Annotated in this window: 18 protein-coding genes and 1 tRNA gene; 14 read left to right on the top strand and 5 right to left on the bottom strand. The window is 41.2% G+C overall.

Features of this window, described 5'->3' with window-relative positions:
* Window positions 1–86: 86 nt before the first annotated feature.
* Genes ACFSUC_RS11885 through ACFSUC_RS11875 form a run of 3 tightly spaced genes read left to right on the top strand, consistent with a single transcriptional unit; the run spans window position 87 to window position 3382 of the window.
* The gene (locus tag ACFSUC_RS11885; RefSeq protein ID WP_379929813.1) at window positions 87–1082 is read left to right on the top strand and encodes a Gfo/Idh/MocA family protein; all 996 of its coding nucleotides are present in this window, start codon (window positions 87–89) and stop codon (window positions 1080–1082) included.
* 48 nt (window positions 1083–1130) lie between these two features.
* Window positions 1131–2009: an alpha/beta hydrolase family protein gene (locus ACFSUC_RS11880; RefSeq protein ID WP_379929812.1), complete on the top strand. Its 879-nt coding sequence runs from the start codon at window positions 1131–1133 to the stop codon at window positions 2007–2009.
* A 5-nt stretch (window positions 2010–2014) separates the two neighbouring features.
* Complete coding sequence (locus tag ACFSUC_RS11875) at window positions 2015–3382, top strand: Na+/H+ antiporter NhaC family protein (RefSeq protein ID WP_379929811.1); 1368 nt, start codon at window positions 2015–2017, stop codon at window positions 3380–3382.
* Between the two features lie 161 nt (window positions 3383–3543).
* On the opposite strand, the gene ACFSUC_RS11870 is transcribed toward ACFSUC_RS11875, so the two are convergent.
* Window positions 3544–3915 carry a DUF3221 domain-containing protein gene (locus tag ACFSUC_RS11870; protein ID WP_379929810.1) on the bottom strand — a complete coding sequence of 124 codons (372 nt, stop codon included), beginning with the start codon at window positions 3913–3915 and terminating at the stop codon, window positions 3544–3546.
* Window positions 3916–4300: 385 nt separating this feature from the next.
* Entirely contained in the window at window positions 4301–5071 is a 771-nt protein-coding gene (locus tag ACFSUC_RS11865; RefSeq protein ID WP_379929809.1) for a class I SAM-dependent methyltransferase, read from the bottom strand.
* 168 nt (window positions 5072–5239) lie between these two features.
* On the opposite strand from ACFSUC_RS11865, the gene ACFSUC_RS11860 reads away from it, so the two are divergent.
* The 4 genes from ACFSUC_RS11860 to ACFSUC_RS11845 all read left to right on the top strand — a co-directional run bounded on the left by ACFSUC_RS11860 (window position 5240) and on the right by ACFSUC_RS11845 (window position 7135).
* The gene (locus tag ACFSUC_RS11860) at window positions 5240–5926 is read left to right on the top strand and encodes a class I SAM-dependent methyltransferase (protein WP_379929808.1); all 687 of its coding nucleotides are present in this window, start codon (window positions 5240–5242) and stop codon (window positions 5924–5926) included.
* A 162-nt stretch (window positions 5927–6088) separates the two neighbouring features.
* Entirely contained in the window at window positions 6089–6406 is a 318-nt protein-coding gene (locus ACFSUC_RS11855; protein ID WP_379929807.1) for a DUF5316 family protein, read from the top strand.
* Between the two features lie 103 nt (window positions 6407–6509).
* Window positions 6510–6582: transfer RNA gene (locus ACFSUC_RS11850), tRNA-Val, on the top strand.
* A gap of 358 nt (window positions 6583–6940) precedes the next feature.
* The gene (locus ACFSUC_RS11845) at window positions 6941–7135 is read left to right on the top strand and encodes a hypothetical protein (RefSeq protein ID WP_379929805.1); all 195 of its coding nucleotides are present in this window, start codon (window positions 6941–6943) and stop codon (window positions 7133–7135) included.
* Window positions 7136–7226: 91 nt separating this feature from the next.
* Here ACFSUC_RS11845 and ACFSUC_RS11840 read toward each other — a convergent pair whose 3' ends face one another.
* Together ACFSUC_RS11840 and ACFSUC_RS11835 are read right to left on the bottom strand one after the other, a co-directional pair.
* Window positions 7227–7403: a hypothetical protein gene (locus ACFSUC_RS11840; protein WP_379929804.1), complete on the bottom strand. Its 177-nt coding sequence runs from the start codon at window positions 7401–7403 to the stop codon at window positions 7227–7229.
* 43 nt (window positions 7404–7446) lie between these two features.
* Entirely contained in the window at window positions 7447–7737 is a 291-nt protein-coding gene (locus ACFSUC_RS11835; RefSeq protein ID WP_379929803.1) for a helix-turn-helix domain-containing protein, read from the bottom strand.
* Between the two features lie 180 nt (window positions 7738–7917).
* Here ACFSUC_RS11835 and ACFSUC_RS11830 point away from each other — a divergent pair, with 180 nt between their 5' ends.
* The 6 genes from ACFSUC_RS11830 (at window position 7918) to ACFSUC_RS11805 (ending at window position 13649) form a co-directional block, all read left to right on the top strand.
* Complete coding sequence (locus ACFSUC_RS11830; RefSeq protein WP_379929802.1) at window positions 7918–8154, top strand: hypothetical protein; 237 nt, start codon at window positions 7918–7920, stop codon at window positions 8152–8154.
* Window positions 8147–8470: a hypothetical protein gene (locus ACFSUC_RS11825; RefSeq protein WP_379929801.1), complete on the top strand. Its 324-nt coding sequence runs from the start codon at window positions 8147–8149 to the stop codon at window positions 8468–8470. Before ACFSUC_RS11830 ends, ACFSUC_RS11825 begins: the two co-directional genes overlap by 8 nt.
* Before the next feature lie 13 nt (window positions 8471–8483).
* Window positions 8484–8771 (top strand): hypothetical protein, encoded by a 288-nt coding sequence (locus tag ACFSUC_RS11820; RefSeq protein WP_379929800.1) that lies wholly within the window; start codon window positions 8484–8486, stop codon window positions 8769–8771.
* Between the two features lie 273 nt (window positions 8772–9044).
* Window positions 9045–10187 (top strand): hypothetical protein, encoded by a 1143-nt coding sequence (locus ACFSUC_RS11815; RefSeq protein WP_379929798.1) that lies wholly within the window; start codon window positions 9045–9047, stop codon window positions 10185–10187.
* Window positions 10188–10685: 498 nt separating this feature from the next.
* Window positions 10686–12230 (top strand): hypothetical protein, encoded by a 1545-nt coding sequence (locus tag ACFSUC_RS11810; RefSeq protein ID WP_379929796.1) that lies wholly within the window; start codon window positions 10686–10688, stop codon window positions 12228–12230.
* Between the two features lie 831 nt (window positions 12231–13061).
* Window positions 13062–13649, top strand: a complete 588-nt coding sequence (locus tag ACFSUC_RS11805) for a GIY-YIG nuclease family protein (RefSeq protein ID WP_379929795.1) — start codon at window positions 13062–13064, stop codon at window positions 13647–13649.
* On the opposite strand, the gene ACFSUC_RS11800 is transcribed toward ACFSUC_RS11805, so the two are convergent.
* Window positions 13633–13821: a hypothetical protein gene (locus ACFSUC_RS11800; RefSeq protein WP_379929794.1), complete on the bottom strand. Its 189-nt coding sequence runs from the start codon at window positions 13819–13821 to the stop codon at window positions 13633–13635. The two genes, ACFSUC_RS11805 and ACFSUC_RS11800, sit on opposite strands and share 17 nt — an antisense overlap.
* Window positions 13822–13914: 93 nt before the next feature.
* Between ACFSUC_RS11800 and ACFSUC_RS11795 the strand changes: the two genes are divergently transcribed.
* Complete coding sequence (locus ACFSUC_RS11795) at window positions 13915–14373, top strand: hypothetical protein (RefSeq protein ID WP_379929792.1); 459 nt, start codon at window positions 13915–13917, stop codon at window positions 14371–14373.
* Window positions 14374–14822 lie beyond the last annotated feature (449 nt).

The raw sequence follows: 14822 nt of genomic DNA, 5'->3' as shown, positions 1-14822 counted from the left end.
AAATTGGTTATTTGTTGACCTTGGACAATTCAACAGGTCAATGGTATGGTTGATTCATCATGATTTCATATGGAGGTGAACCGGCGATGACAAGTCACGTACGCTGGGGAATTCTGAGCGCGGCCAATATTGCTGTAAAATCGTTTTTACCCGCTGTGAAGCAATCTGAAACGGCTGTGGTAGTGGCCGTGGCTTCCAGAAACGAAGAGAAAGCCAGGTCATTTGCAGACGAGCACGGGATAGAGCGGGCGTATGGCAGCTATGAGCAGTTGTTGCAAGACCCGGATATCGATGCTGTGTATATTCCACTTCCGAATCATTTGCATGCGGAGTGGACGATACGGGCAGCCCAGGCAGGCAAGCATGTGCTGTGCGAGAAACCGCTGGCGATCAGCGAGGAAGAAGCAGCCCGGGCTGTGACAGCTTGCAAGAAGGAAGGCGTACAACTGACGGAAGCATTTATGTATCGCCATCATCCGCGATATGATCAGATTAAAGCTTGCATCGCCGCCGGAGAGATTGGAGACATACGGGGGCTGTATGCCAACTTTACATTCGATAAGCATACGGATACGGATAATGTGCGCTTCCAGAAGAAGATGGGTGGCGGCTCGCTGTATGATGTAGGATGTTACCCGATTTCTGCGGCCAGATATGTGCTGGAGCGGGAGCCGGAAGCGGTGGCGGTACAGGCGTTTTTTTCCGAGGACCACGATGATGTAGATATGATGGCTTCAGGGCTGATTGAGTTTCCGAATCAGGTCGGGTTGACGTTTCAATGTGGCATGTGGGCAGAGCGTCGGAACAACTTGCTGATCATTGGTAGTGAGGGAAGCATCGAGGTGCCGTCAGCTTTTATTTATGATCCCGACAATCGGCATTTCTATGTATCTGTTAAAGGGGAGCGCCGCGAAGTAGAGGTACCCGAAGTGAATCATTATACGTTGCAGCTCGATGATTTCGGTCGCAGTATTCTGGAAGGGCGTAGTCCGAGGTTTCCGGCAGAGGACAGCCTCTTGAACATGCGCGTGATTGAGGCTTGTTTGCGATCAGCCAGAAATCGGGAGCGAATTCATTTGTAAGGCAATCATCCATCAGAATGGAAATGAAGAAGGGAGCGGATAGGGAGAATGAAGCACAAGACACCCTTTCAACTGCAGGTCGGGACGGACCCGGATCGGATCCTGCGTGGCGATGTGTTTTCACCACCGTCTGGTGATCCGAAAGGCATCGTGATCATTTGCCATGGCTATAAAGGCTTTAAGGATTGGGGCATGTTTCCCTACACAGCCAGTGAATTAAGCGACGAGTACGAGGTAGTGACCTTTAATTTCTCCCACAATGGGGTGGGGACGGATATGGAAACCTTCACGGAGCTGGAGAAATTTGCGCACAATACGTACAGCAGAGAGCTGGAAGATCTGGGTGTGCTGATTGAGGCTGTTTCGGCATCTTCGCATGTGGTTCAACAGACGGACAGCACTACGAACCAGTTGCCTATTTATTTGCTCGGTCATAGCCGTGGAGCGGGCGTTAGTTTGCTCTATGCGCTCGATCATCCGGAGCAGGTAGACGGGGTGATCAGCTGGAACGGAATCGGGGATGTGGATCTGTTTTCCAGTGAAGAGAAGGCCGCGATGTGGGAGAAAGGACGGGCTTATGTCTTCAACAGCCGTACGCAGCAGCATATGCCGCTCGATGTAGAGATATTGAAGGATATGGAACGGAATCGGGAGCAATTCGACCTCATCACGCGGATCAGCGAACTGGCCGTTCCGGCGATCCTCATTCAGGGCAGTGAAGATTTCACCCGATTGAAGAAGCAAAATGAGAGACTGAGAGAGCAGCAACCACGTCTTGCCTACGTACAGATTCCGGAGGGGAATCATACTTTCCTGGCGGTGCATCCCTTCAAAGGGACGACCGGACCGCTCGAAGGCGCGATAGCAGCCACGAAGAACTGGCTCTCTCAGCAGATTCAATCCGATAAGGATAAGAAAGAGGAGTAAGGTTTATGCAACAACCCGTTTTCAACAGCATGAAACTGGCATCTATGATCGGAATGACCATGGCGGGCTTATTAATTAGTTATTTGAATGGGTGGCCGCTGGCTGCCGGGTTTTCGATCGGATTGATTTATACGGTTATGGTCGCTTTTCGTGGTGCGATTCCTTGGCGAGAAATAGGAAAGGGCATGCGGGAAGGTGCTTGGCATACAAAAGAGGTCATGATGATCCTTCTGTTCGTGGGACTTCTGATCCCGGCCTGGACGGGCAGCGGTACGATCCCCTACCTGATTCAGCAATGTCTGGCGTGGCTGCCACCCAGCTATTTTCTCGTGTTTTGTTTTGTATCCAGCAGCATCGTGGCGATGATTCTCGGTACTTCAACCGGAACGCTGAGTGCGCTTGGTATTCCGCTTGTGGGCGCTGCGGCTGCCCTGGATGTCCCGCTAGCGATGTGTGCAGGGGCACTGGTTTCCGGGGCTTTTGTGGGAGACCGGACGTCACCTGTATCGAGTGCAGCCCGTCTGACTGCGAGTTCTGCCGGGAATGTACCGGAGGTGCACCGCAAAGCAATTCGTGGAACAACGCTGGCCGCGATCACCCTCACGGTTACTTTCTTCCTGATCCTCGATCTGCGTCATGCATGGGGGGCGAACGGCATTCCGATGCCGGAATATCTCGGTCTGTTTGATCTGCATATTTCCCTTGCGCTTCCCGCCATGATTCTGGTGACCGCGATGTTGCTCAAATGGCCACTTATCTGGACGTTTGGCATTTCGATTGCCACCAGTATGGTGCTCGGCAGTATCTGGCAGGGTGTGACCCTCATGGAGTGGTCGACTTCTCTGCTTACGGGTTGGGATCAAGGTGGGTATGCCGCGCTGCATACCAAGGGTCTTCTGGATATGCTCGATCTGATCTGCCTAATCGGACTGGCAGGCGCGCTGATTGGCGTGCTGGAAAGAGCGAATGCCATTGAGCCGTGGATTCAGCGAATGATGGGCGGCCGTACATCCATGCTGGTGGCAACGATGAAACTGTTCGGGTTTGGCGTGTTATTGGGCATGATCTCCTGTACCCAGACCCTGCCACTCATGGTAAGTGGCAAGACGGTTCGACCGGTGTGGATTCAACGCTTTGCCTCTGCCGATCTTTCGAGGGTTGTCTCGGACACCGCACTGGTGACAGCCGGACTGATCCCCTGGAATATGCTCGCCTTGCTCTGTGCGACTATTTTGGACGTTCCGGTTACGGCGTATGTGCCATATGCAATTTTTCTGTGGTGTCTGCCGCTCTGTACGCTATGGGTGTCGATGCGAAGAGACAGGAGCTCGCAAAAGGCTCAACCTTCCATACCAGCCAATCTGTCTTCCTGACGGTTTAAAGGCTGGTATGGAAAGTTTCCCTTGATATCATCCGGGTTTATTTGGAACGAATCACCTTATCCTTTTCATCAAATCGAGTGCTATGAACGGCTCAGGTATCGTTGAAATATACGGTACCTTTTTTATGTTCGGATCTTACGATTTGCAGGCAGTCATTCCACGATGTGAATCGATTCGGCGGTTCCAATAGGCGGGTCGGATGCGGCGACTTCTTCACTTGCCTGTATTTCCACTACGTCCCCGATGTTCAACGTGTCGTACATGTCTTCATCCTGAACATACAACCAGATGAGTTGACGGTTACGGGCTGCTTCCTCAATCAAGTCATCTAATTCGTCTACATCATCTTGTTTCTCCACTTCTTGCAGGAACAAGATGTGTGGCTTGCCTTTCACATATTCCTTTGCCCCGACCAGACCGATGTCGCCACTGCTTTCAGCTGGTTTATTCATGCAACCGATAGCGAAAAGGGAAACGAGTAGAAGCAGGATAAGCAAGCCTGTTATTCTCCAATTGGTTCTCATTTTGGGCCTCCTATGTTTCTTTCACTTATTTTTCTATCTATACCCTGATGTGCGTCTTATGAATGACGGACAGGTGAAAGATATTTGCCAGGCTGCCCAATACCAGAGTGTATACCAATGAATATATCAAGTCTGTATCAGTGCCTATCCCAAAACACTTTTCAAAAGACTGTACCACACTCTGCACCAAAGAAGACTGCACCAAAGACCGAACCAGCGTCTGTACTAAAGAGGACTGTACCAGAGTCTGTTCGAGTTGTGTAACTTCTGGTTGCATAAGATCGTTCCGCTCTGAAATTATGCTTGTCGCTTGGGACTCTGACTGGACTGGGACGGTTCCATGAACTTGAACGATCTGGTAACGATCCTTAGTTGTAGGTTCAGGTCACTCATTTTTGGTAGCGTACACGCGCAGTCTGACATAGTCTGCTGTCCAACGTGTCCCGTCATAGAGCTTTGGCTTTAGCAGTTCAACGACACGATGCAAACAGGAGTCTCGTTGCTCGGCATCCAGACTTACGAAGAGAGAGGAGGCAAATTGTTCGAGCCAGTGTCGCATGCTCTGTTCCCCCGGGACAAGCGGTGTCGGTCTGGGAACGATGTTCGCCATGTGTACGGTAAACTCGTGATGGGTGAGCAAGGCAGTATAGGTTTCCCGAGTTGGGAAATACCACGGCAGCAGGGGCGATGCATCGATGCCATGATCCTGCTGGAGAACGTGAAGAATAGCCTCTATGATATGCTGGATATTTCCGAAGCCACCCATTTCTGCAACAAAGCGTCCGTTTGGCTTCAGATGTTGATGAATGCATCGGATCACACCTTCGGGTTCCTCCTTCATCCAGTGGATCGCCGCATTGGAAAACACCGCATCGAACTGCTGGTTGAGATGAAAGCGCTGGCCGTCTGCCACGGCCAGGTTGAGCTGCGGGTATTTGCTTCTCGCCTGGTTGATCATCTCTGCGGAACCATCGATTCCGTATACATGGCTGCCATATTGAGCGATTTCAGCAGCCAAATCTCCCGTGCCACAGCCCACATCCAGAATGTTCTCCCCTTTTACTGGCGCGAGTACATCTATGAGTTCTTGACCATAGCCGGAAACATAACCATGTTGCTCGTCGTATTGATTGGCGTTCCAATGATGTGTTTGCATGTGTAAACATCCTTTCTAATTGGGGTGTAGAATCAAAAAACCGCTTGCCAAATGATGGGGTTTTGATATATTCATAGCATAACCGGATTTTATACATAGATGAAATATATAAAAATTATGAAGTTAATAGTATATACCTATAATTAAGGATTGAGAGGGGTTTTACGTTTGTCGAGTCATGATCAGATTTATCAAGAACAAGCCCAGCAATACGATCAATTGATCGGTCGTCAACGCAGCCTGATGCCTGAGATCAGCCGGATCGTGGATCTGAAAGGTAAGCAGGTGCTGGATATTGGGGCAGGTAGCGGACGGCTTACGTTTCCTGCGGCCATCTATGCTGAGCGGGTCGTGGCCTTGGATGTGTCAAAGGAAATGCTTGAACTGCTCTTGGATAAGGCACGAATGCAGGCACTGCAACGCATTGAAACGGTCGTTTCTGACCATCTTCAGCTTCCATTTGGAGATAATCAATTTGATGTGGTACTGGCTGGTTGGAGTTTGTGCTATTCAGCCAACCTTCATGTGACAGGCTGGCGTGACAACTTGCAGCAAATGATGATGGAAATCACCCGTGTGCTGCGAACAAATGGCACGATTATCCTGTTCGAGAATATGGGAACGGCGACGACCACGCCAGAACCGCCTGATTTTCTCGTTCCCTATTTCAAGGAACTGGAAACGACATATGGAATGAAGCGAGAAGTCTTCAGACTGGATTATGCGTTCGATCATGTGGAAGAGGCGATCGAAGAAGTACGGTTTTTCTTCGGGGCGGAGTTTGCAGATCGGGTGAAGGAGGCCCAGTGGTCCACCGTACCGGAATTTGCGGGAATGTGGTGGAAACAGCTGTAGGAGCAGCTGTTGAAGCTGAGTGATCAGGAATGAGACGCAATGACAAGACTCGAAGTGCACGGACATCTGTGAATGAGGGTGACTGGCAGCAGGGTCGAAGTTGGCAAATCGATTCGAGCAGGTTTACAATAAGGGAAGACACAGAAATGAAGAGGCAAGGAAATGAGGCGAGTAGGCATGTGGAAGAGCATCTTGCTGGGTATGGTCGCGATGTGCGGCATTCTGATCTATGGTTGGGTAAGTGGAGATAGTGACGGAACGGGCGTGAGCGAGACGAGAACGCTGCTTCTGGCTGTAGGTATTGGTGGTGGCTTTCTGTCTGCTGTACTGTCAGGTGGACTGCTAAACGGCGGTCAGGTGAGAAGCAATACGGTAAGTGAGACAGACGAAGATCGAAAGAGCAGGCAGCGCTGGACGCTTTATGTACTCGGTTTCGCCTTGCCCAGTCTGCTGGCGGGTGCCGTAATGCTGTGGCTATAAAAGGGCCGTAAAGAAAATGTAAAAATCCGTGTTGACAGTCAAGAGAAAACTTGATAAGATAATCCTTGTCGCCAAACGGCACAGTCAACCAACAAGCATACCCGACCTGTTAGCTCAGCTGGGAGAGCGCCATCTTGACAGGGTGGAGGTCACTGGTTCGAACCCAGTACAGGTCATTTCATCTAAAGCTTAAAATCCCTTCATACTAAAGGGATTTTTTTGTGCGCGAAATCCGCATCGTGATCTAGGTCTTGTTAATTGTTAGATGTGGTGCTATTTTTGGTGCTACAAATACCGCAGGAACAATTTTTCATTAGGGAAAATAATATCATAAAGCAGCTCACTAGATAAATTGATGAGCTATTTTTAGTACTATTTTAACTCGCTCAACATCTTGAAACAGCCATTGCAAGCACCATAAGTTACTACTATCTATGCTACTCTAATGGTTTTATAATATCTAAATAGTCTTTTGATATTTTTTAAATTTTAAAGTTTTACGCCTTATCTTTACTGTAGCGAGGGAGTGACGACATGAGTGAAAAGGAATTTGTTTATATTAATGGAGACAAGTACAGGTTAGTTATCAATAGTGAAGGGGAAAAATGCTTGATATGTGATAAAAACAGCGATGGTTTCAAAATGACGATACATCTTGTAGAAGACCCTATTAGTTTAAAATCAGCACAAGAAGCATTAGATAGATTTGTTGTTAACTGCTTATTGTAAATATTGCGACCTATTACTAATTTCAAGCGGTTCAACCTTGTTTTTCTCTTCTTGCAATTTATGCATCACCTCAATATTATGTATGTTTACCCTATTGATTAGCTTTTATACTTTTATAAAATCCAATACATCCCAACAACAATGTACTCGCACTAAACAAAGGCATTAAAATCCTCAAATAGGCTGGATCATCATGGGACATTAACAAAAAAATAGCCACACCGATAATGATGCTTAATAGGCTTAGGTACAATAATGGCTTATTCATATTTTAGATCACCTCCATATAAATTCTGATTTAAGGCTCCTAATCAATGGGGGTCTTTTTTAAGATTGTCTATATAATGCTTAATTTTAGCAATCTGATCTTGTGTTAAACCTTCAACACTAATAGATTCTTGTCCGTTTATTAACCAATCTAAACTCACCTCAAAATTTCTTGCTATTGATTGTAAAGCAACAGAGCTTGGTGTTGAGACTCTTTTATCGCTCTCCCAATCGCCTACGTTGCCAGCCGATACTCCAATGATTTCGGCAAAAGCCTTCATGCTGAGACCCTCATTTAAACGCAATTGTTTAATCCTGTCATTAATCTCTTTCATAATTTCCTCCAAAAAAATAAAAATAGTTGTTGACCAATCGTAAATACGTATGTATAATCAAAGTATAAATAATCGTAAATACGATTACAGATATAAATTTACCATTACAACCCTAGACTCACAATGGGTATAATGGACTAATTTCCTATTTCCAATTTTTAGTATAAGGGAGGACGAATCATGCAACCAACAACCACAGACAAACCAAGTATCCAATGTATTTTAAGCGTTATGTCTGATGAGGATCTTCAAACATTGGTGGACATAGCTCAATGCCATCTACGGCTTGCCAGTACCAATATGGGACGATTCCCCTCGGATGAGCAAGTAGGCGCTGTACAAGCTCAAATTGACCGTCTGAGAGCCGAACGAGATGACATTATCAGCAAATGGAAGGGGATTCTCCTGAATGACTGAACTTTTGTATACTATTCCCGTTATGACTCAAAATAGAGAGACGCATTGGCTTCCAGTCAATTCAATCGATTTTATTGAATGCGATCAGTCCGGCTATATTGGTTATGCTGATCATACTATGTATAATTTGATTTCTAATTTTATATTTTTAGGAGATGCTTTAACAGCACATGGATTTATAAAAGGTAGATCGACCTTACTCAATCCAAATAACGTCATTGCATTAGATCATGATCTTAAGATAGCAAGATATACTGGTGCTGATGTAATCTTATCACAACAACAATATAAGCAAATCAAAAAAATATTAAAATAAGGAGCTGTTTGTTATGTCTAGTGCTGTAGAAGTTAGAAAAGTATGGATACTTGATATTAATGGAGAGATGGCCTTTACTAGTGATCAAAATGTAGTAAATAGTAATGATGGGTATCACCTTGCCACATACAATGACTTATATTTCTACGCTCCGATTGATAGTTTTAAAAATTTTGTATGCGAAGTAAAAGAGGGCTATTTTGTATACTGGCAAAAAACAGTGGAATGTGTACTAGGGTCAGATGAGACATTGGGTGAGGAATCGTTTGATTGGGGATTTAAGCAAGTATATTTTGAATGATAAAAAAGAATCTAAAAAGTAAATAAATATTCGAATGATAAATAAACTCTTGTAATAATTACTAGAGTTTGGTATGTTAATATGATAGGGGTGCTAGCTTTGTGGTGATCTAGCATCCTAACTTTTTATTCGCTTGTTCGGAGGTGCTGATCATTCCATTTTAATTAAAAGCATGTTCTTTATCTGTATCTGAATTATATATCATCTATGTTCATTTTTCAACTATAACTTAGTTATATCTAAAAAAATCTAAAATACAATCGGAGGAAACAAATGATAAGTAAGGATTTAGTAAAAAAATGTAATAAGTCAGAACTAAAAAAATTTTTAGGATTTGAAACACACACTAGAATGTCTGATATCAAATTGTTTGAAATTATTCAGGAGAAGTGTGTAAAGGATGAGTCTAAGCTTGAGGAATTCTTCACTCAATTTGGTTTAGTTACAGGTGTAACACCGGTAGAATTCGAATCGAAATACAACTGTACCAAAACGGAGCGCCAACGCTGGACTGAGGAAAATAAGCTTCCAATTGTAGGATACAAGAGGAGCCAATACGGGAATTATCCCTTATTCAATCGTTACTATATTGATCGCTTAAATAAAGAGATGATTGAACAATGGAGGGTTGCACACAAACAAAAAGTATCAGAAAACAGAAAGAAAGCTGTTGAAAAAGCAAAGAATACACGTTTAAAAAATATCGAATTAAATAAAAAGAAGGCACAAGCCAGAATTGAATTCGAAAAAAATATAAATAAAATTAGAAGTAAATGGGATTTAGAAGAAAACAGTATACTGTCTTCCACATATGATCTAGCTTTTTGGACAGTATGGATATCAAGATGGGCGAAAGAACATCAGTGTAATGGTGATTATGATGCAAAAGAACTTTTTTACGAAATGAAAAATGAAGCCATGAAGCAATTAGTGTTGTCACCTTATACTAGTATTGCATTCTATCGACCTGAAAATCACAAGAAAACAACAATTGATTTGTGTTCAATGCATTATGATGAATATAAATATACCGATGTTGATATCAAATCGTATGTAGATATATATTCCGAAGAAATTGAATCTTGTTCGTATTGTATTCACTATACCGAAAGAGATTATTATTCCTTATATTTTATTCAAATTGAGAATGAAAACATTCCCGATATATCCTTTTCATTTCACTCACCATATTCAATTGGGGAAAGTTATCTCCCTTCTCCTAAATTGTTGGAGAAAGTAGACAAAGAAACTCATCGTTCATCTGAAGGCATGTTTAGATTCGGACGAAGTTTATATAATGAAGAAAAGACTCTCTTCAATGAAGAATATACACAAAAAAATTTTAGGATAGCCTTATCAAAATACATGTCTATTTTAGCAGGAAAACAGAGTAGAGGATATCCTCTACTCTCCTGATACTAAATATTTTTGGAGGTAACAACTAATGCAAGAATACTTTTACGTTTACGATAGATCACTCATGAGATTCCTTCGATACCAGCACAATTTTGAATTCATCTGCACAGGATTCCATGTGGTAAGCAAGGATCAATTCTGGCAGTTTAAGAGTACACCTGAGCTTCACGAGATAGTAAAGGAATATTCTAAAAATCGGAATAAAACCGATAGGGTAGTGAATGTGTAACGTGTAACATATTCAATCCTACCGATAGGGTACTAAACATGTAACAGGTGACATGTACCGATACAGGAGTAAACATGCTACACGTTCATGCTCCGATAGGGTACTAAACATGTAACAGGTAGCGCATTTACTACCCTAATATTAACAGAATACAATTTAACAGAATACAATTTAACAGAAAACAAACTAACAGAATACAGTAAGGTAGGTAAGTGTTTTTTGGAATTGAAAATCTGAAACACTAAATAATTTTGGAAGGAAATTACTAAATGAAGAATGAAGGATTTATTAAATTTTATAACTGTTTTATGGATACTGGTAAATATAAATTATCACCACTTGATTGGTACTGGTATGCTCTTTTGGCTAGTAGATGGAATGCATTTTTGAACGTTGCTGAAATTACTATCAATAGGTTAACAGAGATTCAACATTATTACAAAAATAAAAGATCGGCTATAAACAAAGGAAATGTAAAAAATAAAGTTTGGGAGTTACAGGATCGGGGATTAATCACAATACTTACATCTGATGATGAATTGATTGCTAATAAAAAGGGTGAATTTAATTACGACAAAACAATAGTAATAGCATTCAACAACTTTGACGGTAAATATGAGCCGATACATAAGAGCTTATATGACAAAACAGACGATGTATATGAAAATTATGCTCTCTGCTGCATTCATCGCATTGAACAATCTAATAAAAAGAACCGTAACAAAAAGGGATTTGATAAAAGCCTTACTGCTTGGGAATCACTACTGGAATGTAGCAGTGATACGGTAGAAAGAACAATTGGAAGTATGCTTGATAAGAAGCTGGTTAGTCGCGAAGGATGGAATAAAAAGCAACTGAATAACGGTCAATACAAATCCACTCCTTACGAGTATTTTATTGGGGTTCAAGATAAGGTTCCAGGTACGCCAATGAATGATTCAACTGAACAACAAGATACTGAACAGAAAATAGAAATTGAATGGGGTAACTGGAAAAATTGGAATGCAAGAATTACATATGAAGATTGTCTTTTATATCATAAACAAATTGACATTCCAGAGTTTAAAGAGCAATGTGACAAGCGACTGAAAAAAATACCTGAGAAAACCATGTTCTACATTAATAAAGACATGATGGCTGCTGAAGCAAAATTGAACGAAGCAAAGATGAAAGAACAGGCACAGCAACGTGTTAGAGAAAAGAACGAAATTATAAGTATTGTTGCTAAGTGCAAAGGTATTCCCTTAATGAGAGATGGAAATGTTATTGATTTTTCTGTGAATGATGCAGATAAACTAACGCTTCAAGATACAATTATACGCACTAATAAGACTGAGGATCATTCTTTTGATGGTGGTTTTACTGGTTATACAACACATATTGAAGAGATACCAATGAGAGGGTTTTTGTCTGGTGACTATGGATTGGGTGAACATGATGGATATATTAGAGTTTCAAGTGAAATAATCTCAAAATTGTTTAAACAGTTTAAGGATATGGTTTTGAAAGAAAATCAATGGAACCAAACAATTTATAAAAACAAGTTCGACCAGTTGCGTAATCGAATTAAAGAAGAAGTCAACAGTGATAAAAAATATGATGAAGATTGGGAATTTGATCATTGGATGTGCTACGGCCCAAATGATGAAGAGAACTTGTCAAAAAAAGAACGAATGAGAGAGCAGAGACGAATTGAAAAACAACAGGAAGAAAAGAAAATAATCGTCGATGACTCTAGACCTAGTGTTAATCTGAATAATCCATTTGATAACCCATTAATTGATGAAATAAATAGAGAGTATAATATAGGGTAAATCTATGGCGCAAATTTGCACCGCTTAAATTAGAAACTCAACGAAAAATGTGAAGTAATAGAAATTCTCCTACTCTCCCAAGGGATTTCGTCACATTCACGAGAAAACATCTGAAATTATAGATTTGAAATCCCTTGGGAGACAAGGACTTTCGCTCGTCTGTGTTTTTTGAGTTTTCGAGATAATGGTATTTATAGGGGAGTGAATATTCATATCTTGTAGAAAAAGAATAGAACTTACAAGTAATAGAAAATTATATTGTAGCGACTGTTGGAAAGAAAAGCAGAAAGATATATGGAAGAGAAGTAAAATGAAAAAACGAAAAAAAATCCGACAAATAGAAATTCTCCTACTCTCCCAAGGGATTTCGTCACATTCACGAGAAAACATCTGAAATTATAGATTTGAAATCCCTTGGGAGACAAGGACTTTCGCTCGTCTGTGTTTTTTGAGTTTTCGAGATAATGGTATTTATAGGGGAGTGAATATTCATAGTGAAATAAATCATTCCCCTATAAATCAAAATAAATTATAATACACTTATGTAATGTTGATAGCAATAGTATTATAAGGTTTTATCATTGATACTCGGCATATTTTTATGAGAATACCTTAAGTAGAGACAGGCGTAATTGCATATTGATTTTTTAAGACTCACTTACATTATGTAGGTGGGTCTTTTATATATGGACTGTTGTGATAATAGCCCTTTAGCTTGTAATGTAGCAAGCGACCTATTATTGACGGAACCAATACGGAGGATTGCTTAAGTTAAGCAGTCCTTTTTGTGTTGGGCAAAAATAATAGAGATGTGAAGGGGTTTAATAAGAAATGAGTAAATTAATGGGTGTGTACGCAATTGTATGTAACGAGAATGACAAGATGATTATTGGGAGTGCCAGTGACATCAAAAAGAGATGGAGCAATTATAAAAGTTTACTGAAGAAGGACAAGTACTCTAATGCAGATTTGCAGGCAGATTGGGATAAGTACGGTGAGGATGCATTTGCATTTACAATCGTCGAACAAGTAAGCCGAAAAAGTGACCTGTACATAGTTGAACAATATTGGCAGGATGTATATTGGGATGCAGGAATGCTCTATAACAAGAATCGTGTAAAGTGCGTAAAAAAGAAAATGCGTAGTGGCAGAGAAGCTGCTAACCATAAAGCCAAAATGAGTGAGGTTCAATCGGGAATTTCAAATCCTCGCTGGAATGGCAAATGTCAGATTGAAGATATCGTACGCATCAAATTACTCGTAGAAGCAGGGAAGAGCAACAAAGAGATCCATGAATTATATAAAGATAAAATTGAATATGCTATGATTTCACGTATTCGTATACGTGATAGGTACAAATCTGTTGAACCAGAAATGTACCCGTACGTTACTTTAGATGACATTAAACTGGAAGTATAAACTGAGTATTTTGTAGTAAGTAACAATTGTCATTATTAAGACATATAGAGTTATCTTTAATTTTAGAAATAAGTCCTTTATCTACTAACTTACCGTCTTGATATACTTCGATAGGAGTCATATTTCTTTGAAGATGTTCAAATTGATGACGAGCTGTTATTTCAAGCGGCATTTATATCACCTCCATCGGAAATAGTATAACACATATATTTATGCCCAATAAATTTAGTATAATAGGTTTATTAATCCAAAAGGGGAAGTGAGTATGGGCATGCTTGACAAATTTAAAGAGCAATTAAATTTTAAAGAGGCTTATAGCAATTTTAAAAATGAGCAAAAGGCGATCAGCAAAGGATTAGCTGGCAGATTTGATTATCTTGGAGGATTTAATAAACTAATTGCTGGTGAGATAATTGTATGGAGAGGCGAGACTGATTATAGTCTAATCCTTCAACACAACACAGGAAATAAAAAGTATGAGATTAAGATTACAGGCATCGAATGGGACGAAAAAGGTCAGCGATCCGCAGGTAAAGCCGCTGCTGGAGCTATAATTGGCGGTGTTTTAACAGGTGGCTTGGGAGCTGGAGCAGGCGCTGCCATTGGTGGTAAAAAGACAGATAATAGTTTAGCAGTGATAAAGTATAGAGATGGCGATTTTGAGGGTGAGATATATTTTAGGACAGATAATAAGCAATATCAGCACCTAACAAGATTATTATAAACTATATTTGCTAGGTAGAGACACTCATTAATCTGGGTGTCTTTTTTGCTGCGGTAATTATTAGAGGAATGAATAATTAACTGTTGTTATGAAAAGATAAAAAACCACCTACGGAAAAATTTAATTGTAGGTGGTTGATCAAGGTATCCAAAAGTACAATGTACCTCCCAGACATGTGTACATCAGATATTCATCCTTTCGTCAAAGCGAAATTATATCTACGCTATTTAGTTTTTAAAAATTCGTTATAAATATATTAGTTATTATACTCGCTCAGTTTTATCTGTAAGGGTAAGGATGATGATGGTCAGTGCTGCAACAAAAGGGTCTGTCAATAATTTTGTGTAAACTCATTTATAAGGAATCTCCCATAAGGGAGATTGACCTGATGATTCAGGGTAAATGCTGACCAATACGCTCTGGATAGAAAACGGATAGCTGGAGAAGGA

Origin of the sequence: Marinicrinis sediminis (assembly GCF_042685085.1) — a bacterium.
Taxonomy (GTDB): domain Bacteria; phylum Bacillota; class Bacilli; order Paenibacillales; family KCTC-33676; genus Marinicrinis; species Marinicrinis sediminis.
Note: the sequence above shows the minus strand (reverse complement) of the source record. Positions and strands in the feature narration are given on the sequence as shown.